At 45.9% G+C, this 22,689-nt stretch carries 17 protein-coding genes, 2 tRNA genes and 1 pseudogene; 9 read left to right on the top strand and 11 right to left on the bottom strand.

Annotated features, from left to right (window positions below):
- The first annotated feature begins 110 nt into the window (after positions 1-110).
- From htpG to IX315_RS07730, 5 genes are all read left to right on the top strand, one after another.
- Positions 111-2,174, top strand: a complete 2,064-nt coding sequence (gene htpG, locus IX315_RS07750; RefSeq protein WP_134849019.1) for a molecular chaperone HtpG — start codon at positions 111-113, stop codon at positions 2,172-2,174.
- 671 nt (positions 2,175-2,845) lie between these two features.
- A complete protein-coding gene (locus tag IX315_RS07745) occupies positions 2,846-3,322 on the top strand; it encodes a cytidine deaminase (RefSeq protein WP_018358360.1) in 477 nt (158 codons plus the stop codon).
- An 8-nt stretch (positions 3,323-3,330) separates the two neighbouring features.
- Positions 3,331-5,091 carry a DNA polymerase III subunit gamma/tau gene (gene dnaX / locus IX315_RS07740; protein WP_211837340.1) on the top strand — a complete coding sequence of 587 codons (1,761 nt, stop codon included), beginning with the start codon at positions 3,331-3,333 and terminating at the stop codon, positions 5,089-5,091.
- Between the two features lie 45 nt (positions 5,092-5,136).
- A complete protein-coding gene (locus IX315_RS07735) occupies positions 5,137-6,330 on the top strand; it encodes a C1 family peptidase (RefSeq protein ID WP_018358358.1) in 1,194 nt (397 codons plus the stop codon).
- Positions 6,331-6,427: 97 nt separating this feature from the next.
- Positions 6,428-7,969 carry a fimbria major subunit gene (locus IX315_RS07730; RefSeq protein ID WP_211837339.1) on the top strand — a complete coding sequence of 514 codons (1,542 nt, stop codon included), beginning with the start codon at positions 6,428-6,430 and terminating at the stop codon, positions 7,967-7,969.
- A gap of 68 nt (positions 7,970-8,037) precedes the next feature.
- On the opposite strand, the gene IX315_RS07725 is transcribed toward IX315_RS07730, so the two are convergent.
- The 11 genes and pseudogenes from IX315_RS07725 to cmk form a co-directional block, all read right to left on the bottom strand.
- A complete protein-coding gene (locus IX315_RS07725) occupies positions 8,038-8,691 on the bottom strand; it encodes a trimeric intracellular cation channel family protein (RefSeq protein ID WP_018358356.1) in 654 nt (217 codons plus the stop codon).
- Between the two features lie 8 nt (positions 8,692-8,699).
- Positions 8,700-9,521, bottom strand: a complete 822-nt coding sequence (gene panB, locus IX315_RS07720) for a 3-methyl-2-oxobutanoate hydroxymethyltransferase (protein ID WP_211639410.1) — start codon at positions 9,519-9,521, stop codon at positions 8,700-8,702.
- Between the two features lie 92 nt (positions 9,522-9,613).
- A tRNA-Leu gene (locus tag IX315_RS07715) sits at positions 9,614-9,697 on the bottom strand.
- Between the two features lie 130 nt (positions 9,698-9,827).
- On the bottom strand, positions 9,828-10,835 hold the full coding sequence (locus IX315_RS07710) for a malate dehydrogenase (protein ID WP_211837338.1): 1,008 nt from the start codon (positions 10,833-10,835) through the stop codon (positions 9,828-9,830).
- 482 nt (positions 10,836-11,317) lie between these two features.
- Positions 11,318-12,070: a cell division protein FtsQ/DivIB gene (locus IX315_RS07705; protein ID WP_018358353.1), complete on the bottom strand. Its 753-nt coding sequence runs from the start codon at positions 12,068-12,070 to the stop codon at positions 11,318-11,320.
- Positions 12,067-13,437 carry a UDP-N-acetylmuramate--L-alanine ligase gene (gene murC / locus IX315_RS07700; protein ID WP_211831871.1) on the bottom strand — a complete coding sequence of 457 codons (1,371 nt, stop codon included), beginning with the start codon at positions 13,435-13,437 and terminating at the stop codon, positions 12,067-12,069. Before murC ends, IX315_RS07705 begins: the two co-directional genes overlap by 4 nt.
- A gap of 11 nt (positions 13,438-13,448) precedes the next feature.
- Positions 13,449-14,582: an undecaprenyldiphospho-muramoylpentapeptide beta-N-acetylglucosaminyltransferase gene (gene murG / locus IX315_RS07695; protein ID WP_018358351.1), complete on the bottom strand. Its 1,134-nt coding sequence runs from the start codon at positions 14,580-14,582 to the stop codon at positions 13,449-13,451.
- Positions 14,575-15,903 carry an FtsW/RodA/SpoVE family cell cycle protein gene (locus tag IX315_RS07690; RefSeq protein ID WP_018358350.1) on the bottom strand — a complete coding sequence of 443 codons (1,329 nt, stop codon included), beginning with the start codon at positions 15,901-15,903 and terminating at the stop codon, positions 14,575-14,577. Before IX315_RS07690 ends, murG begins: the two co-directional genes overlap by 8 nt.
- On the bottom strand, positions 15,891-16,226 hold the full coding sequence (locus IX315_RS07685; protein ID WP_211634989.1) for a DUF4377 domain-containing protein: 336 nt from the start codon (positions 16,224-16,226) through the stop codon (positions 15,891-15,893). Before IX315_RS07685 ends, IX315_RS07690 begins: the two co-directional genes overlap by 13 nt.
- Complete coding sequence (locus IX315_RS09760; RefSeq protein WP_342356948.1) at positions 16,223-17,107, bottom strand: 4-hydroxy-3-methylbut-2-enyl diphosphate reductase; 885 nt, start codon at positions 17,105-17,107, stop codon at positions 16,223-16,225. Before IX315_RS09760 ends, IX315_RS07685 begins: the two co-directional genes overlap by 4 nt.
- A 90-nt stretch (positions 17,108-17,197) precedes the next feature.
- Positions 17,198-17,800 (bottom strand): annotated as a pseudogene (cmk, locus tag IX315_RS09755) ((d)CMP kinase); the annotation flags it as partial.
- 315 nt (positions 17,801-18,115) lie between these two features.
- Between cmk and IX315_RS07675 the strand changes: the two are divergent.
- From IX315_RS07675 to IX315_RS07660, 4 genes are all read left to right on the top strand, one after another.
- A complete protein-coding gene (locus tag IX315_RS07675; RefSeq protein ID WP_018358347.1) occupies positions 18,116-19,336 on the top strand; it encodes an ROK family transcriptional regulator in 1,221 nt (406 codons plus the stop codon).
- A 455-nt stretch (positions 19,337-19,791) separates the two neighbouring features.
- Entirely contained in the window at positions 19,792-21,420 is a 1,629-nt protein-coding gene (locus IX315_RS07670; RefSeq protein WP_211634985.1) for an ABC-F family ATP-binding cassette domain-containing protein, read from the top strand.
- 10 nt (positions 21,421-21,430) lie between these two features.
- Complete coding sequence (locus tag IX315_RS07665) at positions 21,431-22,408, top strand: hypothetical protein (protein ID WP_211634983.1); 978 nt, start codon at positions 21,431-21,433, stop codon at positions 22,406-22,408.
- 74 nt (positions 22,409-22,482) lie between these two features.
- Positions 22,483-22,569, top strand: a tRNA-Ser gene (locus IX315_RS07660).
- Positions 22,570-22,689: the final 120 nt, after the last annotated feature.

Genomic DNA, 22,689 nt, shown 5'->3' with positions numbered 1-22,689 from the left:
CAATAATAGTGGTTCTTTTTGTCAGTCTTCCCTGTCTTGGCACCGACTTTGCATATATAGAGCTTGAAAGTATAATATTAGCATATGTATATAATATGAGTGACAAGACAATGAAGAATGGTAAGATTGGGGTACAGAGCGACAACATGTTCCCAATCATCAAGAAGTTTCTCTATAGTGATAATGAGATCTTCCTGCGTGAAATAGTATCTAATGCCGTTGATGCCACCCAAAAGTTACGTACTCTAGCAAGTAAAGGAGAGTACAGTGGTCCAATGGATGATCTCAAGGTAGAGGTAAAGATTGATGGTGATAAGCTTATCATAAGTGATAAAGGTGTCGGTATGAGTGCCGATGAGATTGAGAAGTACATCAATCAGATAGCTATCAGCGGTGCCGAGGAGTTTGTCCAGAAGTACAAAGACGATGCTGCCAGCATCATCGGTCACTTTGGTCTAGGCTTCTACTCTAGTTTTATGGTCTCTCGTAAGGTCGAGATCTACACCCAGAGCTACCGGGAAGAAGAGGATAGTATCCGTTGGATCTGCGAAGGCAACCCTGAATTCTCTATGGAGGTAGCCGAGAAGCGTCCACGTGGTACCGATATTATTCTGTATATCGATGAGGAGTCCAAAGAATTCCTTGAGCCAACACGTATTCGCCAGTTACTAGAGAAGTACGCTAAGTTCCTCCCTGTGCCTATAGTCTTTGGTAAAGAGAAAGAGTGGAAAGACGGTAAGGAAATGGAGACCGATAAGGATCTCGTGATTAATGCTACCGAGCCTCTCTGGATTAAGATGCCTAGTGAGCTAGAGGATAAGCAGTATGAAGACTTCTATCAGATGCTCTATCCGATGAGCGAAAAGCCGCTCTTCTGGATTCACCTCAATATTGACTATCCTTTTAACCTCACTGGTATCCTTTACTTTCCTAGAGTCAAGAGCAATATGGATTTACAGAAAAATAAGATCCAACTCTATTCTAACCAGGTCTTTGTTACCGACTCTGTCGAAGGCATTGTGCCAGATTTTCTAATGCTCCTACATGGCGTCATTGACTCTCCCGATATTCCCCTCAATGTCTCCAGAAGCTATCTTCAAGCGGATCATAATGTGAAGAAGATTTCTTCATATATTACTCGCAAGGTAGCCGACAAGCTCGCAGAGCTATTCAAGGACGACCGTGTGACTTACGAGGAGAAGTGGGAAGTACTTGATCTCTTCGTCAAATATGGCATGCTTACCGATGAGAAGTTCTACGAGAAGGCAGAGAAGTTCGCCCTTCTCAAGAATACTCAGAAGAAGTACTATACCCTCGCTGAGTACCGCGATTTGATAAGCTCTGAGCAAACGGATAAGGATGGGCACGTCGTCTACCTATATGCCGTAGATCTTGAAAAGCAATACAGCTACATCAAGGCAGCCAATAACCGTGGTTACGATGTGCTTTTGATGGATGGTCAGCTAGATATCCACGTTATTAGCATGCTTGAGCAAAAGGTGGCACAGTCTCACTTTGTAAGGGTTGATAGCGATACTATCGACAACCTGATTAAGAAAGACAGCACTATGGGTGACCATGCTGAGGTATCTGAGGAGGATAAGAGACTTCTTGAGCATCTATTCGAACAGCAGTTGCCAAAGGAAGATAAGGTGATGCTATCTGTCCAGACAAGTCATCAAGGGAAGGATGCCAAACCGCTTGTACTGGTTCAAGGTGAATATATGCGTCGTATGAAGGACATGGCTGCTATGCAGCAGGGGATGAACTTCTATGGCGAGTTGCCAGATAGTTATGTGGTGAACCTCAACCTTGATCACCCTGTAGTAAGGGGCATAGCAGTCGTTTTCAACGAGACGGAGAGCGAAGACTACAAGGCGCTTCAAGCCGATCACCGTGGTCAGGAGGCTAGAGTGGCAGCTATTCATCAGCAGCTAGACGATGACAAGTTGAGTGATGAAGAGAAGAAGACTCTTCGTGACGATCTATCTGCCACCAATGATAAGATTAGCGAAATCGATGAGAAACTCTCCGAAGTCTACAAGACATTCGGTAATAACCACAAGGTTATTTCTCAATTGATTGACCTCGGACTTCTCTCTAGTGGTCTCCTCAAGGGTGAAGCTCTCGATAGCTTCATCACTCGCTCAATGGACTTCCTAAGTGAAAAGTAATAGGTTCCTGTCGCTAATATGACAGCTAACAATAGGGAATGGACGACCTCCGTCCCCACAAAACGCAAAAGGGCTATGCGGGCATGTGCTTGCATAGCTCTTTTGTATATATGTACGTAGACGATGAAGTGCTATAGCAGAGCACTGCAAGCCGTACAGCCTAGTGAAGGTCAACCACTTAGTGCGCATAGTCAAGTAAATTAGGAAATGAGAGTCAACAGACCAGTGAATCTTCAGGCACATAAGGTCTAGTAGATAGTCAATTTCGTTCGAAAAGTGTCAATATATTTAGGAAAAGACGGATGCCGTAGGGGCGAAAAACCTTTCACCTCTACCCATACACCGCCCTCGGTATACCTCATGACCATTTAGTATATACTAATTGTCTGATTTAATATATACTAATTAGACCATTTAATATATATCAAATTACTCAATTAGTATATATTAAATGGTCATATGCTTAATATAGCGCGGGCAGCTAGGAGCCAACGAACGTTTTTGCGGTTCCGTATAAGACGGTTGTTGGCTCCCTATTTCTGTATTTCGTGAAGATGGCTTCGTCCTATTTTACTGTGGTTTTTGAGATTTCGTACTCAAATAATATTTTAGGATTGGGTAATAAATTGGTATCTTTACCCTGCAAGTGAAACCAACTTATGTAGACGAAGATGAAGAAGAGTGAAATCGTGGTGCCAGTAGTGGAGAAGGAGTTTGACGAGCTAAGCAGTGCTGAGCGTGAGTTAGTAGATGCTGCTCGTACTATTGCTCGTGATGCTTATGCCCCTTACTCAAAGTTTAGAGTAGGTGCGGCAGTTAGGCTACAGAGTGGTAGGATAGTCACTGGATCCAATCAGGAAAATGCCGCTTACCCATCTGGTTTATGTGCCGAGCGTACCACGCTCTTCTACGCAGGTGCTCAGTATCCTGATGATCCTGTGGTCGCTCTTGTGGTAACCGCCATGAGGGGAGATAACCAGTACGCTGCTGTGGCAGCACCATGTGGCGCATGCCGTCAGGTAATTTTGGAGACAGCAGATAGGTACAAACATCCCTTCCCAGTATATCTAGCCGGACCAAATTCAGTGAAAATCGTAGATGATTGTAGGCTTCTATTACCTATTAATTTCGATGCTTCTTCTCTCTAAGTACGATAATGAGTGACTTTGTAGTATCGGCTAGGAAGTACCGCCCGAGTACGTTCGAAAGTGTAGTGGGGCAAAAAGCCCTTACCACTACGCTGAAGAATGCTATTGAGCAAAATAAGCTTTCTCATGCTTATCTATTTTGTGGACCAAGGGGAGTGGGCAAGACATCGTGCGCAAGGATATTTGCCAAGACGATAAACTGCCAAAACCGTACGCCATCAGGAGAGGCATGCAATGAGTGTGAGAGCTGTATAGCCGCCAATGAACAGCGCTCTTATAATATTATGGAGCTGGATGCAGCATCCAATAACTCTGTCAATGACATCCGTCAATTGATAGATCAGGTATACATCGCACCTACAAGTGGTAAGTATCGGGTGTATATTATCGATGAGGTGCATATGCTCTCTAGTAGTGCTTTCAATGCCTTTCTTAAAACACTCGAGGAGCCTCCGGCTCACGCTATTTTCATACTAGCAACAACGGAGAAGCACAAGGTGCTGCCCACAATTATATCGCGTTGTCAGGTACACGACTTTAGTCGAATCACAGCTCAAGATATCGCCGATCACTTGCAGTGGATAGCGCAGAACGAAGGGATCTACACTGAGCCTGAAGCGCTTCAGATGATAGGGATTGCGGCAGATGGAGGTATGCGCGATGCCCTCAGTATGTTTGATCAGATTGCTGGCTTTGGAGGAGGGAGGATTACCCTACAAGGCGTGCGAGAAAACCTCAACTTACTGGATGAGGATGAGTACTTCAAGTTGCTCTACTATGTTACGGAGGGGTCATACCCTAAGACACTAACGCTTGTGAATGACCTACTCATACGAGGATATGAGGGGGATATCATCATGCGAGGTTTCTCTGCATTTCTCCGCAATGTACTTCTGGCACAATCGCCGGAGACACTTTATTTAGTGGAGACACCTTTGTCCATTCGAGAGCGTATGCAGAAGGCTGCGGCCTATACGCCAGCCTATATGCTTTGGAACTACCTTAAAGTGAGCAGTAGTTTTGGGGCGCAATACAAGAGTAGTGGAGATAAGCGGCTTGCGCTAGAGGTAGCGTTAATGAAGATGTGCGAAATGAATGGTAATAGTCCGCTTGCAACACCTCCTTCGGTAGAGCCTACTCATCCAGCTCCCACGGATAGTGCTAAGCCATCTGCACCGCCCCCTCCTCAGCAAACTGCTACACCGCCAACGGCTAATCCGCAAGGAGGAGTAGGGCAGATGAGCCAGCCGCAGCAGGTCTATACGCGTCCGACAACTACCCCCAAGGAAGAGCGTAAGAAGCCCCCTCAAGGGAGTGGCGCACAGAAGATGTTTGGCATCAACATAGCTACGGGGAAGCAGTTCGGTGCGCATAAGGAAGAGGATAAGGGCGGAAAGGAACTCAATAGGTCGGAGGATTATTCGGAGGAAGACCTTCAGCGGAGTTGGCGCAAGGTGACTTCGCTGGTCAAGGCGCCTATTGCACGACAAGTTTTGGAGCGTAATCTGCCTGCCAAGTCGACAGACCACAGGATCAATATTGTGGTGCAGAGCAATACCCATCGCCAGCAAGTCTTGGAGGTGATGGATATGATTTTGCAGACGCTCCATGATGATCTACAGAATGACCAGATTGGCATCACTATCGACGTGGATGTACAGCAGGTAGAGTCTGGGCCTCAGACCCCTCAGGAGAAGTTGGCATTCCTTACCAAGGATAACCCTTGGTTGCAAGCCATGACTAATGATCTGGAGCTTTACCCTCGGTAATTGTAATCTAAGTAATTTTTTATATAACCATTAATCAGTAAGGAAATGAATCGTATTCCTAAAGTTCTTACTACGCTCGTTTTGCTTCTCGGGCTTACAGCGCCAGCGATGGCACAAAAGGAGCAGTATCAGTTCACCGTTCAGAAGGAGCTTCCTATCACTGCGATCCAGAACCAGGCTAACTCTAGCACTTGCTGGGCTTTCAGTGGTCTTGGCTTTCTCGAGATGGAGGCTATTCGTGCCACAGGCAAGAGCGTTGTGCTCTCTCCCATGCATGTGGTGTCTCACTCCTATAGGGACAAGGCAGAGAACTATCTTCGCTATCATGGCTATGCCAACTTCGGTCCTGGTGGATCGTTTTATGATGTCCTCTACTCTGTAAAGCACTACGGCATTGTACCCATGAGTGAGATGACAGGCCTCCAGTATGGTACCGAGCGCCATAATCATAACGAGCTACATAAGGTGGCAGAGGCATATATCAATGCTATCGTAAAGGATACCGATAATAATGGTATGACCACGGCTTGGAAAAAGGCATTTGGTGGTATCATTGATTCATATCTAGGCGAGGCTCCTGAGAGCTTTACTTACGAAGGAAAGACCTATACGCCACAGAGCTTCGCAAAGTCTATAGGACTTAATATGGATGACTATGTATCGCTGACAAGCTTTACCCACCACCCTTTCTACCAGAAGTTCATCTTGGAGATTCCTGATAACTGGAGAAATTCATCGTCATACAACCTCCCTCTAGATGAGTTTATGCAGGTGTTCGACAACGCTATAAATAATGGTTACGGTATCGCTTGGGGTGCTGATGTAAGCGAGGTTGGTTTTAACCGCGATGGTCTCGGTATTCTTGTGGATGTGAAGACTGCAGAGACTACAGGTTCGGATCAGGCACGCTGGATAGGCGCAAGCCCTAGCGACAAGAGGTCTATGATACAAGAACTTGTACGTACTCCAGGCACTCCTGAGATTAAGGTAACACAGGAATGGAGACAAGCTGGCTATGATGGCTTCACTACTACCGATGACCACGGAATGGTGATCTATGGTATCGCTAAAGACCAGACAGGTAAGAAGTTCTATATGGTTAAGAACTCATGGGGAGAGGCTGGTGCATATAAGGGTATCTGGTATGTATCCGAGTCTTTCGTTGCTGGTAAAACAATGAACATTGTAGTTAATAAAAACGCTATACCTAAGGCTATTCGAACGAAGCTCGGTTTGTAATGCTTATCATTGACCAATAATATCAGCCCCCTCTATCTACACTCTCAGCAGCGTAGCATAGAGGGGGCAATAATTAATAACTATAATTACTAAGAAAATGAAGACACATCTTTTATGCGCTATTGCGCTATTATTCCTACTCTTAGGATGTAACAAACGTGTAGAACTTGGCGGTACTCCTGCTCCTACTGATGGGCGAAGGACTGTTGAAGTAAGCTTCGGCGGTAGCATGAATAGCTTCTCTCAGAAAGGCACTCGTGCTTATCCTACCGATGCTCAGGCAGAGCGGAAGCTCAGGGTTAGCTTTTCGGGCTTGAGGATTGTATTCTACTCAGTCAACGTAACTGACCCTAAGCAACCCGATAAGGTCATTTATGCCTTTGATAAAGATATATCTGCAGATAAGGGGGAGTTTAGTGGAGGCGACTTGGATATCTCAGCTACGACTACCGATGATGGTTTGGCGTTTAAGGTGAGAGGTAGTGAGCGAATCAAGGCAGATAACTATATCGTTTACGTCTTTGCTACAGTAAACTCTGAACTTAAGGCAGCTACTGCTGTGGGGCAGCCCTTCTCTGAACTAAAAAAACCAATGAACTACCTCGATGAAGAGGATATTCACAAAAACTACTTACAGAAAAGCCATTACGTCTCTGAGCCAATTACGGTTACCAAGGAGCTCTTCGGAGATAATGCGGTAGCGAAGGTATATTCTCTTCCAACCGCAAAGTTGTCTGCTATCAATGCGCTAGCATCTGTTGCTTGGACGCCTAAGGTGAATGACCCCGCTATGGAGCTCCTTGATGAAAATCTGCAGTTCTACCCTGATGTTCAGAGTAGGAAATATCTTCTTTTCCCAGAGTACGATAAGCATATAGAGGAGACGCTAAAACTGAAGTACCCAATTGATGCCAATTACACTGGCTTCGCAAGTAAGGGGATAGACGAACTGGCTTCCGAGTTTATCTATCGTACTAAGCTTAAAACAGCGATAATAAAGAACAATTATACCACTGACCCTGAAGTGCCGAATGTCTACCGCACAATCCCTGAGAATACTCTCGCAAGTAGTGAGAGTCGGTCCAATACGGTCACGAGGTTGATAATAAGAGTGCGGATGATACCAAAAACGATTAAGGAGAAGCTCACCCCTGATCAGTTAAAAGACAAAGGACTGAGTTGGGTGAACTATCATGGGACTTACTACGAAGCCAAAGCCTTTTTGGCGCTTTATAAGAAAGCTATGGCGAATCGCTCACAGAGCGAAGAGGATAAGCGACTTATTGAGGCTGCCAATCGCTTCCTCGTAAATGGTAATCTCCCTTCTGCCGATGTGGAGGAGGGCGGATATGAGGGTAATGATGTCCAGTATTTCCACAGATGCTATACCTACTATGCGCTACCGATTACCCACTTCACGCCTGCACAACTCAATGGTAATATCAATAACGGGGGCTACTTTGGTGTCGTACGTAACTACCACTACAAGTTCGAGATTAAGTCTATGGCAGGACTGGGCAAGGCCTCTTATACCGCTTTTCCCTATGATACTGACTTGCTGGGCGAGCATGCCACCAAGCAGGATCAGATACTATCCGATATGGGTGTGATTACTAATATAGTAGACGAGCTCTACTAGTCATTGTTGATAGTATAAAAGGAGGGTGCTACTGTTCGTACAATAGCACCCTCCTTTTGATTTTGACGTTAGTCTGTCCCCTTGAGAACGGGTAGCGATATATGGTACTTTACACACACCATTCGTGTGGCAATCACCACGAAGACGCTAATTATCTGTACCAAGATATGCTGTATGCCGATTGCATCTAGTAGCCCAAATACGAGCCCTCCAGCCACGCTCGCCATGGCGTATATATCCTTCCGAAAGATAAGAGGCACCTGATTCATCGATACATCACGGAGAAGACCTCCGAAAGAGCCAGTAATCACGCCCATCATAAGTGCTACCCAAAAGGGAAATCCTATCATGATTGCCTTCTCCATACCCACAATACTAAAGAAGCCAAGCCCTATGGCGTCGTAAAGGAAGAGCTGCTCATGTATCTTCACTAGGTGTTTCCTAAATGCGATTACGGCAAGTAGAGAGATGAGCGTGATAAGTACGTAGGATGGGGTAGTAAGCCAAAAAGGCGTTAGTCCCAATAGAAGATCCCTAATAGTTCCGCCTCCAACAGCTGTGAGCATACCAATCACGTAAGCGCCAAATAAGTCTATATTCTGCCCCGATGCTAGGCGAATTCCCGAGATAGCAAAGGCAAAAGTCCCAATATAGTCAAGGATAAGGGTGATGCTCTCTTCGTTGAGTAGCTCCCACCACTCAAAGCTAATGATTTTATCCATAGGGTGAATTAATAACTCTCGCTTTCGTTGGGGAATGATCCTGCTTTTACCTCATTGCAGTAGTCGACTACAGCGCCCTGAATAGCTTCTCCTATTTCGGCGAAGTGGCGGAGGAACTTAGGCTTGAAGCCCATATTCATACCCAGCATATCGGCAGATACGAGTACCTGTCCGTCAGTGGCATTGCCGGCTCCTATACCAATGGTCGGAATCGAGATGGTCTCCGTTACCTTCTTCGCCAGTTCACTCGGAATCTTTTCTAGTACCAAGCCACAGCACCCTAGCTCCTCCACCATTTGGGCATCCCTTAGTAGCTGTTCGGCTTCGGCTTCCTCTTTTGCTTGTACGCTATAGCCCCCTAGCTTATTTACCGACTGTGGAGTAAGACCAAGGTGAGCCACGATAGGGATTCCGGCATCCAAGATAATCTTGAGCGAGTCCATGATCTGTGCACCGCCCTCCACTTTTATTGCATCCACGCCACTCTCCTTCATCATCCTGATAGCACATGATAGGGCTACCATAGGATCACCATGCACTGTGCCGAAAGGCATATCTGCAACGACAAAGGCATGCTTAGCCCCATTCGCTACACAGCGTGCATGGTAAATCATTTCATCCAAAGTAATAGGGAGGGTAGTAGCATTGCCTATCATCACATTACTTGCCGAGTCGCCTACCAGGAGCGAGTCTACTCCAGCTTCATCTAGCAGACGAGCCATAGTATAGTCGTATGCCGTAAGCATCGCTATTTTCTCTCCCTGCCCTTTCATCGCCGTAAAGCGAGTAGCAGTTATCTTCTTCTTGTCTGTACTCAGATAGTTGCCCATATCGATATCAAATAAAATGGTACACTATAAAACTTGTAGAGCCGTAATGTCTTACGGCTCTACAATAATATTACATTGGACTTAATCCGAAGTGCCCAGAACCGGGATCGAACCGGTACAAGTTTTACCTTATTGGTGTTTGAGACCAACGCGTCTACCAATTCCGCCATCTGGGCATATAGGTTGCTGTTTAGCAACGGCAAAGATATAACAAATTACCGACTTGTGCAAGATATAGTCTTATAAATAATGGGCAGCCCTTAGAAGTCCACTAAGAGCTGCCCATGTCTTTACCTCTTGAGCTATTTACTTAGCAAAGTGTGGATTGATGGTCCCCCAGTCTTCGATAGCAGGGATAACACCCATGCCAATCACCTGGTCACGAAGAGCCACAAGGTGAGCATAGCTGGCGTCAAGCTCAGCTACTTCAGCCTCTGTGCCCTTTGGTACATTGTAGCTTACGATACCGTCCTTGCCGATCTTGGTATCCATAGCCATCATGATATTCTGATACTTATCGTTGTTTACGAAAGTGCCTACAGGCCATGGGAACTCCTTGCCACCCATAGCTGCAGCAATCATCTCCACTGAGCAATATGCTGGGCTCTGGAAAGATGAGCGACCACGTAGCTTGATAATATTAGCACCACCCTGAGTTGTCTTGCGGCGAATCTCTGCCCAAGTCTCATTGTCGAGCTTTTTGGTACCCATTACATCCTTTAGAGGCTTGCCAGCTACTGTAGCATTAGATGCAAATACAGCCATCTGCTCACCATGACCACCGTAGGTGTATGCGCCCTTCACGTCGGACTGAGCTACACCGAAGTGGCGAGCTAGCTCGCTCTGTAGGCGAGTACTATCTAGTGCTGCTAGAGTAGTTACACGGCGTGGGTCGATACCTGCGTGTAGCATGGTCACAAGACCTGTGATATCGGCAGGGTTGAATATAATGGTTACGTGCTTTACATCTGGGCAGAACTTCTTGATATTTTGACCAAGACCAGCTGCAATCTCGCTATTTCCCTTTAGTAGATCCTCACGAGTCATGCCCTCCTTACGTGGTGCACCACCCGATGAGATGATATACTTAGCATCCTTAAGTGCCTCAGCAATATCGTCTGTGAAGGTGAGGTTCATACCATCGAAACCACAGTGGCGCATCTCCTCATAAACACCCTCTAGACCATTCTTATATGGGTCATACATGCAGATGTTTGGAGTTAGACGCATCATTGCTGCAGTCTGCACCATGTTGGAGCCAATCATACCAGCTGCTCCTACGATTACTAGTTTGTCATTTGTCAGAAAACTCATACTTTATTATCCTTCTATAATGTGAAAATTGTTGTCCCCTTTTTTGTTACTACAAACATAATAAAGAATTTCGTAAGTAAATAGGAATTCCCCCTCTTTTTACCTTTATTAAGATTGCAATATAGCTACTAGCTAAACCTTGTCTATACCAAGCATGACCTCCCTCTATACTTTGCATGACCATTTAATATATACTAATCACCAAATTTAATATATACTAATTGGGTCAATTAGTATATATCAAATGGGTCAATTAGTATATATTAAATGGTTGTGGGTTATAGTAAGAGCGGTCAACCGGTAGGGGAGAGAGGTTTTGCACCCCTACGGGATCCGTCTTTTCCTGAATCTATTGACCCATTTTAGACGGAATTGGCTATCTAGTTGACCTTACGTGCCTGAGGTTTCCCTGGTCTGTTGACTCTCATTTCCTAATTTACTTGACTAAGCTCACTAAATAGTTGACTTTTTAGCGCTGTACACTATGGCTTTTGCCTTCGCTTGCAGACGATTTGTTTGTCGTATGAGAGCTTGACCAACTGGTAGTGATTGGCTCCTACTTGAGGGACAATTTTTGTGTAGAAGGTATGTATCTTGGGTAGATCTTCTGCAAGGGTACTGGTGCCTAGAACCTCAAAGATATAGTCTCCTACACGGGGGTAGAAGTGGATGCGGTTATCCCCTTTTACTTCTATCATGCTGAAGAAAGTATTCCATTCGTCGTGTTCGCTCAGAAACTGTGCTAGCGGGAAAAGCGTATTGCGAATTGTGAGGGAGTCTGCGTGGTCAGCTTTGACTACAGGGATATAAATAGATACTCCCGACTTAGTGCGCATCGCTGTACCTTCGTCGTCAAGGTAAAATGCCCCATCATTAGTGTAGAGCCGAAGTATTGGGCGACGGCTATCAACCTTAACCGTCATCTGGTGATTGGTAGGAGAGACAAAAGCACTGACCTTCTTGGCATAGGGTATTTGGCTTTTTATACTACGCTCTACCTCGGAGAGCGAGAGAGGCTGTGGTAGAGTGTCTTTGAGCGATATAGGCAATACCGCCATAATGTCTTCTCTTTTGAGGAACGCATCTTCGTCTACCCCTACAATCTTCACTCGAGTAAGGTTGGGCTGAATTGCATATCGGGAATGCCCCCGCAGTGCAATGTAGGCGAAGACTAGTCCTCCCAGCATCGAGAGGGCAATGAACCATAGAAAAAACTGGAGTAGCTTGCGTTTCATAGCTCGATAGTCTGGAGGTAATCACGCACCTCGGGCAATAGATATTCTATGTCGCCAGCGCCCATCATAACGAGTATATCGAACCGGTGCTTCTTGAGCTCGTCAACCAGTTCAGCTTTGGGTACGCATGCCTTTCGGGGTGCAGTCACATACCGTAGCACTGCTTCTGAAGTGACGCCTGGTATCGGCTCCTCTCGTGCGGGATATATCGGTATCATAATCACGTTGTCCACTATAGAGAGTGCCGAGGCAAACTCCCTTAGGAAGTCGGCGGTTCGGCTATACAGGTGTGGCTGAAATACCACAGCTATCTCTTTATCGGGGTAGAGCCTGCGGATAGAGCTGAGGGATGCTCTGATTTCATCGGGATGATGGGCATAGTCATCTATCATTATAGGGCGGTTAGGTTCGTTGAGCCAGCGCTCAAATCTACGACGACTCCCTAGAAAGGATGCTAGTCCAGTTCTGAGCTCTTCTTCAGTGGCTCCTAAGTGCTGTGCTAGAGCAAGTGCGGCTGTGGCATTGAGTACGTTGATTTCTATGGGTGTACCTATGAGTAGCCTACTGTAGCAACCTCCAGGGTAGTGCCAGTCGAAGTAGAGCTGATCCTCCTCATAGTGAATGTTACTATAATAGTAGTCGCACTCTGCCGACTTCCCATAAGTACGGAGCTGTAGCTGAGGACGTAGGGGTTGCAGTGTAGCCTCTTCATTCAGAAGTATTAGCCCATTATCCTTAGTCTTTTCCGCAAATATTTGGAACGCCTCACGGTAGGCTTCCGCAGTGCCATAGACGTCGAGGTGGTCTGGCTCTGTACTGGTGATGATGGTATGGGTCGGGGTCAGCTGATGGAAGGAGCGGTCGTACTCATCGGCTTCTATCACTACATAAGGGCTCTCCTCGTGGAGGTATAGATTGCTCCCCGTATTTTGCGATACCCCGCCAAGGAAAGCATTAGTGCCTATATGGGATTGCTCTAGGAGGTGCGCCAGAAGTGTGCTTGTGGTGGTCTTGCCATGGGTGCCAGCCACACAGAGTGCCTCTTGCATGCGGGTTATTTCCCCTAGGACTACAGCTCGCTTTATCTGCTCGTAGCCATGCTGAGCGTAGTATTGACGTATGCGATTATCCATGTGGATAGCAGGGGTGTAGACCACTACCACTTCATTGGGGGCTTGGAATGCAGAGGGGATTAGTTCGGGTGTATCCTCATAAAGGATTTCTGCTCCAGCCTCTTCAAGTCCACTAGAGACCTTGGAGCGGATACGATCATAACCACCTACTTGTTCGCCCTTAGCCAGAAAATAGCGGGCAATAGCGCTCATGCCGATGCCTCCAATACCTATAAAGAAATATCTCTTACTCATCTTTTTGGGTCTTACCTCTTTTTCTCTTCTACAATCCTTTCTATTTCGTCCACTATGGTCTTGTCTGCATTCGGGAGCGCTAGTTTGAGCGCATTGGCGCCTAGGGTATCTAGCCGATGATGATCTTCTAGTAGCTCAAGCGCCTTAGGTATTAGTTCGCTTTCTGCATCTATGTCTCGCACCATTACGGCGGCGTCATCGGTGACGAGTGCTTGGGCGTTCTTGGTCTGATGGTCTTCGGCCACATTAGGGCTAGGTACCAAGATGGAAGGTTTCCCCAGCATACATAGCTCCGAAATAGAACTAGCTCCTGCTCTCGATACAACTAGGTCGGCAATGGCATAGGCGTAGTCCATCCTCTGGATAAAGTCCGTTACAAGGATTTTTCGCCCCTCCAGACCTGCATCCTTAATCGCTTTTCGTGCCTCGTCGATATAGACTTTGCCACACTGCCATAGGAGCTGGATCTCTTGCTCCTTCTCTGCTATCTGTAGGAGGAAGGCAGAGATGCTCTTATTAATTGTGCGAGCACCTAGACTGCCACCGATAACCAGAAGGGTGCGCTTGTGGGGGTCGAGGGTAAAGTGCTGGTAGGCTTCCTCGGCGTGTGGCGGAATCTCTGCCAATTGTTTGCGTACGGGGTTACCAGCTAGGATAAGCTTTTTGTGTGGGAAAAAGCGCTCCATATCCTTGTAGGCTACGCAGATGGTTTCCGCTTTTTTGCCAACTAGCTTATTGGTCTTCCCCGCAAATGAGTTTTGTTCCTGTACAAGGGTAGGTATACCGAGTTTATTTGCCTCCATGAGGGTGGGGGCACTCGCATAACCTCCTACACCGATGGCTATCTGTGGGCGTAGTCTTTTGAGTTCGCTTCGGACTTGGAAGCGACTCTTGATAAGTCTGAAGATGGTCTTGGCTAGCTTAATTGGGTTTTTGTCTCTGCTTAGGCCCTGCACAGGTAGTAGTATGATATCGTACCCTGCTGCCGGCACCTTTTCCTCCTCCATTCGTCCTCTTGCTCCCACAAAGTGAATGTCGCACTCGGGGTATCTACGTCTTATCTCGTTGGCGATGGAGAGTGCTGGAAATATGTGACCGCCCGTACCTCCACCGCTGATGACTACACTTGTAAGCTTATTACTCATATTTATTCTGTGCAATGCTGTTGTCTATTTCTTCTATCTCGGGAACCACTTCAGGGACTACGGCACTATTGCCTGATACCTCCGCAAGGTGTTTATTTATTCGCTCCTGATTGCGCTTACTTACGGCTAGTAGGATGCCGAAGTACATGCCCGTAACTATATAGCTAGATCCACCTCGACTGATGAAGGGTAGGTTTTGTCCTGTAATTGGGAATAGCTGGACATTGATCATCATGTGCAAAATCGCTTGAAGGGTGATGATGAGCCCAATACCGAGTACGAGTAGTGTCTGGTACACGCTCGTAGTCTTTCGCCCGATACCACCTGCCGCAAAAAATAGGGCTAGGTAGGCGAGGATAACCGCCATGGCGGCAAGTATACCCCCCTCCTCTATGATAATACTAAATACGAAGTCGGAAAAAGCCTCGGGTAGCATACCATGTCGCATCTCGCTCTTGCCCAATCCTGTGCCTATGAAATGGCTATTGGCGATTGCCTTTTGAGCTGCAACAATCTGCTGATCTACGCCATTTACGTGTTTATAAGTCTCTTTGTTGATCGGTTTGCCAAACTGGGCAACAAAGCGCTCTATGCGGGCAGTACCTGTAGCAAGACGATTGCCATCGTTGTCTTTGGTGCTTGGGATTATCGCCATTACTATAATCAGTAATACTAATCCGCCTATAGCTCCGAAAAACAATCGTCTCATCCAAATACGATTGGCACCTCCGATGAGTGCCATAATATATACTACCGCACCAAGGATAGCTGCAGTAGAGATATTATCTTTCGCAATTACACCGCAGATAAGAATAGCAGGAACGAAGATGATAAAGAAGTTGCGTGGAGTGGCATGTTGCCCATCCTTAAACCTTAGCCGAGAGGCCGTAAAATTGATGAGCGTGAGTCGAACCAGTTCGGAGGGCTGAAAGGAGATGCCGAAGATGACTAGATGCCGGGTAGCATCATTGAGCGTGGCTCCAAAGAATGGTACCAATACCAGAGGTATCACGGAGAGAATCAACAAGTGCGGTGCAAAGTGTCGAAACACTCTGAGGGGTACGAGAGAAACTAATACGCAGACCACTACAGCAAGTATCATGTAAATCATGTGCTTGCCGATAACCATGAAGAAACTATTCCCCTTGTACCAAGCTTCAAAAGCATCTGTACTGCTCGAAGTAAAGACGATCCAAAGGCTGATGGACATCAAGAAAAGCATGATAGCCCATATCGCTTTGCTGCCACTGAATAGCTCTTGGGGATTCCACCAAGCACGTTCTTGGTCTTGTAGAATAGATCTATTATCTAGCTCTTCCATCTATTTTTTTTCTCCTTGATTAGCTTGTGACCATCCCACTCGAAGTAGCTATAGCTCTCTTCTCCGTTCTCTAATTGTATTCTCACTGGTAGGATATATCTGTATCCTTCCTCGTAGGTAAAGTCTTTGATTTTATCTAATAGAATCGGTGGATCACTTTCGATATCAGCTCCCTGTGGCCAAGTGATGAAACGACCTGAGGGGTCTTTGTGCTCCTTTACTATGATAACCTCTAAACGTAATTTTATGGAAGTTACATCTGGCTTGCTGCAACCACCAAGAGCTATGATTGTAATCAGTAGTAGTAATAGTCTTTTAATCATTTTGCTTTCCCTCCTTTCGCAATCTCCTCTATGCGTTGTTTCACCGCCTCCATCTGCCACATGGGGGTAGATGTGGCACCGCATACGCCCACGCTACGCACCCATGAGGGTAGGGGTTTTGTTATCTCATCGGGTGAAGATACGAAGTAGCTATTGAGATTGGCCTTCTGTGCTGTATTATAGAGTACTTTGCCATTGCTGCTATGGGCACCAGCGATGAAATAGACCCAGTCCATACGGCGAGAAAACTCTGTAATCTCTGGTACACGATTGGAGACCTGTCGGCAGATGGTATCAAAGGTCTCTACCTCTACGCCTTTAGCTACATACTCCTTGAGGAAATCTCCTAATTGAGCAAAGCTATCCATGTCCATTGTTGTTTGGCTGAAGAGTGCTACAGGTCTCTGAGGGTCTATCAGTCTCTTTGCTTCCTCTATGGACTGCACCACTATGGCTTCGCCATTGGTCTGCCCGACTAGTCCATTAACCTCTGCGTGCCCGTGCTTGCCATAGATGACAATCTGTGTGCCATTGCCACGGGTATTTTCGTATTTCCTCCGAATCCTCTTTTGCAATGCGAGGACTACAGGGCACGTAGCATCTACCACTTCAATCCCTAATCGCTCAGCTTCGGCATACACTTTAGGTGCCTCGCCATGCGCACGGAATAGTACTCGTTTCCCTTTGAGTTCGGGTAAGCGTTCGTAGGTGATGGAGTGTAGACCACGTTGCTTGAGACGCTTCACCTCATCCCCATTGTGCACAATGTCGCCTAGCGAGTGTAGTGGTTGGCTCTCCTTGAGCTCCGATTCAGCCTTACTGATGGCTGTTATCACACCGAAACAAAAGCCAGATGCGCTATCAATTTCTACTAATAGCACTCCAGAGTCATTCCCGCGGATAACGCGTTCTGCCACTTCTTCAACCAATCTCTGCTGCTCCTCTCTGCTCAGTAGACTATTGTCCAGTAGTATGGCATCCTCTGCTTGGCGAAGAGGGTCTACAGCACGAGTGCTATCGATGCGGTCTCGCTCTGTAACGTTGGTCAGTATATCTTTGTAACTTACGTTGTCTCCCTTTGCGGTCAGTTCCTCGAAACGTCTCTTGGCTCTAACCTCGGGAGAGGCAGTAACGAAAAACTTAAGTTCGGCATCTGGCATCACCACAGTGCCTACATCCCTGCCGTCCATTACTACCCCTTTGGCTGCTACCCATGCTTGCTGCTGGGCTACGAGGTACTTCCGCACCTCTGGTATCGTGCTGATCGGGCTTACGTGGTTGGATACCTCGAGCCCTCTAATTTCTCGCTCAACATCTTCTCCATTAAGGAGTAAGTGTTGCCCACTCTCTGTCTGACCAAAAGAGATATTTACCTCTCCCAGTCGTCTTGCTATCTCGCTTTTATTTGGTTCGCCCTCTATCCAAAGTCCTTCTCTAAGAGTCCAAAGGGTGACCCCTCGGTACATTGCACCAGTATCTACGTATGTATATCCCAAGCGCTTCGCCAAAGCTTTTGCTATTGTGCTTTTGCCACAAGACGAATGCCCATCGAGTGCTATATTAATCTTTCTCATAACTTCATGTTCTATATTGAGACAAATCTACCAAAATATGTGATAGTCGCCTACCAAAAAGGAGGCTCAATCTGGCCTCAAGTATTCGGGGTAGTTGCTCGTTTCCCCTTAGCGACTCTCTTTGTGCCCGAGGAGCATCAGAACTATGTCTTTTTGCTCCAGCTTCTGCGCTCTTGGTGTGACATCTCTACTGGCTCTAGAATTTAATAATGGTAGAGAAGTGTTCAATTTTATGCTAAATAATTCATGTGTAAATTAGTTATTTCAGAAAAATAGATTATATTTGCTCAGTAAAACCCATACATTATTACTAATATGACTGAATCCGAGTTTAGAGATTTATTTGATACAAATCCAAAAAACCTGCAGTACAAACAGCGTATTGTAGAGTACTTGGTAGAGAATGGACCTGAGACCCTCCCTGTACTTGCAAAGCATTTAGAGGTGAGCGTACCTACCATCAGTAAGATGGTGGGAGAGTTGGTAGACCATCGTTTGTTGAGAAACTTTGGGAAGTTGGAGGCCACTACAGGTCGCCATCCATTTCTCTTTGGTCTGACGGATAAGGATTACTATTTTCTTGGCGTAGACTTCACCGCATCGCATCTGAACTTTGTGCTGATGGATTTCTCAGGAAATCAAGTACAGTCTAAAATGGATGTCCCATTTCACTTTGTCAATACACAAGAGTGCCTTGATACGATTACTGATTTGGTCAATGACTATTTGGACAATGAGATCGTTGTGCCTAGGAGCTCTGTGGTGAGTATTGGTATCAATATTATAGGCCGACTGAATCCACATACTGGATATAGCTATACTTACTTTAACTTTAATGAGGTACCACTAGCTAAGAGGTTTACAGATATATTTGGTATCCCTACTTATATTGATAATGATGCACGTGCTGCCGCCTTTGGCGAGTATATGTTGCACTACAAGTCGAAGGGCGAAAACCTCCTCTTTGTAAATGTTACTTGGGGGTTGGGTCTCGGTATTATAATCAATGGCGAGCCTTATGCCGGAAAGTCGGGATTCAGTGGCGAGTTTGGACATACGCATTGCTACGAAAATGAGGTGCTCTGTTACTGCGGTAAGAAAGGTTGTCTCGAGACCGAGGCATCGGGTTTGGCTATGCACCGCAAGTTTACCAATAGGGTAAAGGCAGGGGATCGCTCTATACTCCTTGATGAAGGTAAGAAAATAGAGGAGATTACGCTGGATGACCTCATAGAGGCTACACGAAGGGAAGATATGTTGTGTATCGAGATACTTGAGGAGGTGGGAGAACAACTTGGTTTACACCTTGCCAATATGATTAATATATTTAATCCTCATGTGGTAGTTATCGGAGGCCCTCTTGCTCAAGTAGGTGATTACTTGATACAGCCTATTCAGAGTGCCATACGTAAATACTCTCTGAATATGGTGAATCAGGACACTGAACTTAAACAATCGATCCTCTTGCACTATGCGGGTGTGATGGGGGCTTCCCTCTTGGCTCGTAAAAAGGCAATCGCATCACTTACGGACTGATTGCAGTAGCATATTCGCAAAGCGCTAAGCCCGAAATATTGTGTAAGGATAGATAGCGCTAGTGTGGTAAATCTATAAAGAAGAAGTCGTCTAGAAGCCTATTCTTAGGGTTTCTTGACGACTTTTCTGTTGGAATGTTTTGTGATGTAGATAAAACTTGTTACATTTGTAAATAGAATTTAATCTTATTGTTGACGATTGTCAATGGTAGCTATAAGATAAACGTTGCCCACAAATTCGGAACGTTAGGTAAGTTTTGGTGAGCTGTTGGATGACGTTGAGAAATCCAGCAGCTCTTTCCATTTCTGTCGCATTATGCAGGCTAATAGAATGTGAACGGATAGGGAAGGATTTATTTTCATTAGATTAGTCCACATAATAGTGCTTCTATGTGCTTCCGTCCGATAGCATATTTTGGTATCTTTGTCCAGTATATAAATATTAGACAATAAGAGATGATTCAACTAAACGAGCTGGCAATACAATTTGGCGGACGAGTCCTTTTTCAGGATGTAAATATGCAATTCCTCCCAGGGAATTGCTATGGTGTGATAGGGGCTAATGGTGCAGGAAAGTCCACTCTCCTTCGAATGATTAGTGGAGAGCTAGATCCTACGAGAGGCGCCGTGACTATGGGACCTGGAGAGCGTCTCTCCGTACTTAGTCAGGATCACTTCGCCTTTGACGATAAGACGGTGATGGATACTGTACTCACAGGGCATACAGTGCTGTGGGATATTATGCAGGAAAAGGATGCCCTCTATGTTAAGCCAGACTTCAGTGATGAGGATGGTATTCGTGCTGCAGAGCTTGAGGAGAAGTTTGCCGAGATGGAGGGATGGAATGCAGAGAGTGATGCTGCGCAATTGCTTTCGGGACTTGGGGTGAAGGAGGAGTTTCACTACCAGATGATGGCAGACCTCAGTGGTAAGCAGAAAGTACGTGTGCTACTCGCAAGAGCTCTTTTCGGAAAGCCAGATAATTTGCTACTCGATGAGCCTACTAACGACCTTGACCTTGAGACGGTACAGTGGCTAGAACAGTACCTGTCGGAGTTCGAGAATACCGTATTGGTAGTAAGCCACGACCGTCACTTCCTTGATTCTGTATGTACCCATACAGTGGATATCGACTACGGCAAGGTGCAGCTCTTTAGCGGTAACTACTCTTTCTGGTACCATAGTAGCCAATTGGCTTTGCGCCAGCAGCAACAGCAGAATAAGAAAGCGGAGGAAAAGAAAAAGGAGCTGGAGGAGTTTATCCGTCGTTTTAGTGCGAATGTGGCTAAAAGTAAACAGACTACTAGCCGTAAGAAGATGATAGAGAAACTCAATGTGGATGAAATCAAACCATCCACTCGTCGCTATCCAGGTATTATCTTCACACCTGAGCGGGAGGTGGGTAATAAGATATTGGAAGTAAAGGGACTTACAGCCTATGCTGGAGGTGATGGAGAGCAGACTTTGTTGTTTGAAAACCTGGACTTCAATGTAGAGAAAGGTGATAAAATTGTATTCCTCTCTCATGACCCTAGAGCAATGACCGCCTTCTTTCAGATTATCAATGGTAAGGAAAAGCCTGCCGCAGGTACTTATGAGTGGGGACAAACAACCACCTCGGCTTATTTGCCACTAGATAACAGCGAGTACTTCAATACTGATTATGACCTCGTGGAGTGGATTTCACAGTTTGCCAAGGATACTAATGAGGTATATCTTAAGGGCTACCTCGGTCGTATGCTCTTCAATGGAGAGGAGCTGAAAAAGAAAGTGTCAGTACTCTCGGGAGGTGAGAAGATGCGTGTGATGATTGCGCGAATGATGCTCCAAGATGCTAATGTACTGATACTTGATACTCCTACGAATCACCTCGACCTCGAGAGTATCCAGTCTTTCAATAATACTTTGATTAACTATCCAGGTATTATACTATTTAGTAGCCACGACCACGAGTTTATCAATACAGTAGCCAATCGTGTGATAGAACTTGGTCCTCATGGCATCGTAGATAAGATGATTAGTTACGACGACTATATTACTGACCCTATCGTTGCGGAACAGAAGAAAAAGATCTACGGAGAATAGAAGAAGTGATATGTATAAAGTAGGTATTGTAGGTAGTGAAGGGTACGCTGTAGGTGAGCTTTACAATCTCTTGATTAATCATCCCGACGTACACGTGGAGATGATCTATTCACCTCAGAGAGCTGGGATGAGTGTGGCTGAACTATTCAACGACCTCAACAGCATGAGGACACTCGACTTTACCGACAGACTAGATCTAGAGGGGCTTGATGTCTTATTCCTTTGCCTGCAGAGTGCTGCGTCGAGAGAGTTTCTTCACCTCTTTGATATCCCAGAGGGGCTCAAAGTGATTGATTTTTCTCAGGAGTTCAGGCACACCAATGCAGAGGAGACAGGCTTTGTGTACGGCTTATCGGAGGGGAATCGTCGTGCCATCACTAAAGCTGCTCGGGTCTCTGTACCGGGAGCCATTGCTGCGGCAATTCAGACCCCACTTATGCCACTAGCAAAACATCTCCTACTCAATAGCGAGATTCATGTGACGGCAGTGGCTGGTAAAACGGAAGCCCTAGCTCGTCCGAAGCCAGAGGGCGGACTGACCTACGATATGCTCTTCGATAATTTCCATGTCTTTAGACCACTGGAGCATCACCACATTGGTGAGGTGAGGCGTACACTTAAGGATGCCCAGAATAGCTTCGACTCAGAGATTGTATTGATCCCTATGAGAGGGAACTTTACTCGAGGGGTATACACTACTATGTATCTTGATTGTCCGCTAGGTATTGCAGAGATTCGCCGACTCTATGAGGAGTTTTTTGATGACCACTCATTTGTTCACCTCGTGGATGAATATCCAGATGTGCGGGATACGGTAAATACCAATGACCTGCATATTCATCTCTCTAAACATGGCAATAGACTATTGATAGTGAGCACTATGGATAACCTGATGAAGGGGGCTGCAGGGTCAGCTATTCATATTATGAACCTTATGCTAGGGCTGGTGGAGACCACGGGGCTCAATGTAAAACCATCAGTTTTCTAAATAATAGAGAGCAGATATTTGCCCATATAATATTTATTTGCTATCTTTGCAATCGCTTGCTGATAGAGCAAGATGGAAGTGTGGGTGAGTGGCTGAAACCACCAGTTTGCTAAACTGACGTACGGGTAACCGTACCGGGGGTTCGAATCCCCCCGCTTCCGCTTTAAGGCTTCAAGAGGGTTTCAAACTCCCTGTCAGAACAGCCTTCAAAAAGTAGATAATCGTTGTAAAATCAAGGTTTTACAACGATTTTTCTTTGTATATCCCCCACAAAGTGAAGA

It is taken from the genome of Porphyromonas levii, assembly GCF_018206105.1.
Taxonomy (GTDB): Bacteria; Bacteroidota; Bacteroidia; order Bacteroidales; family Porphyromonadaceae; genus Porphyromonas_A; species Porphyromonas_A levii.
This window is presented reverse-complemented; position numbering and strand designations above follow the sequence as displayed.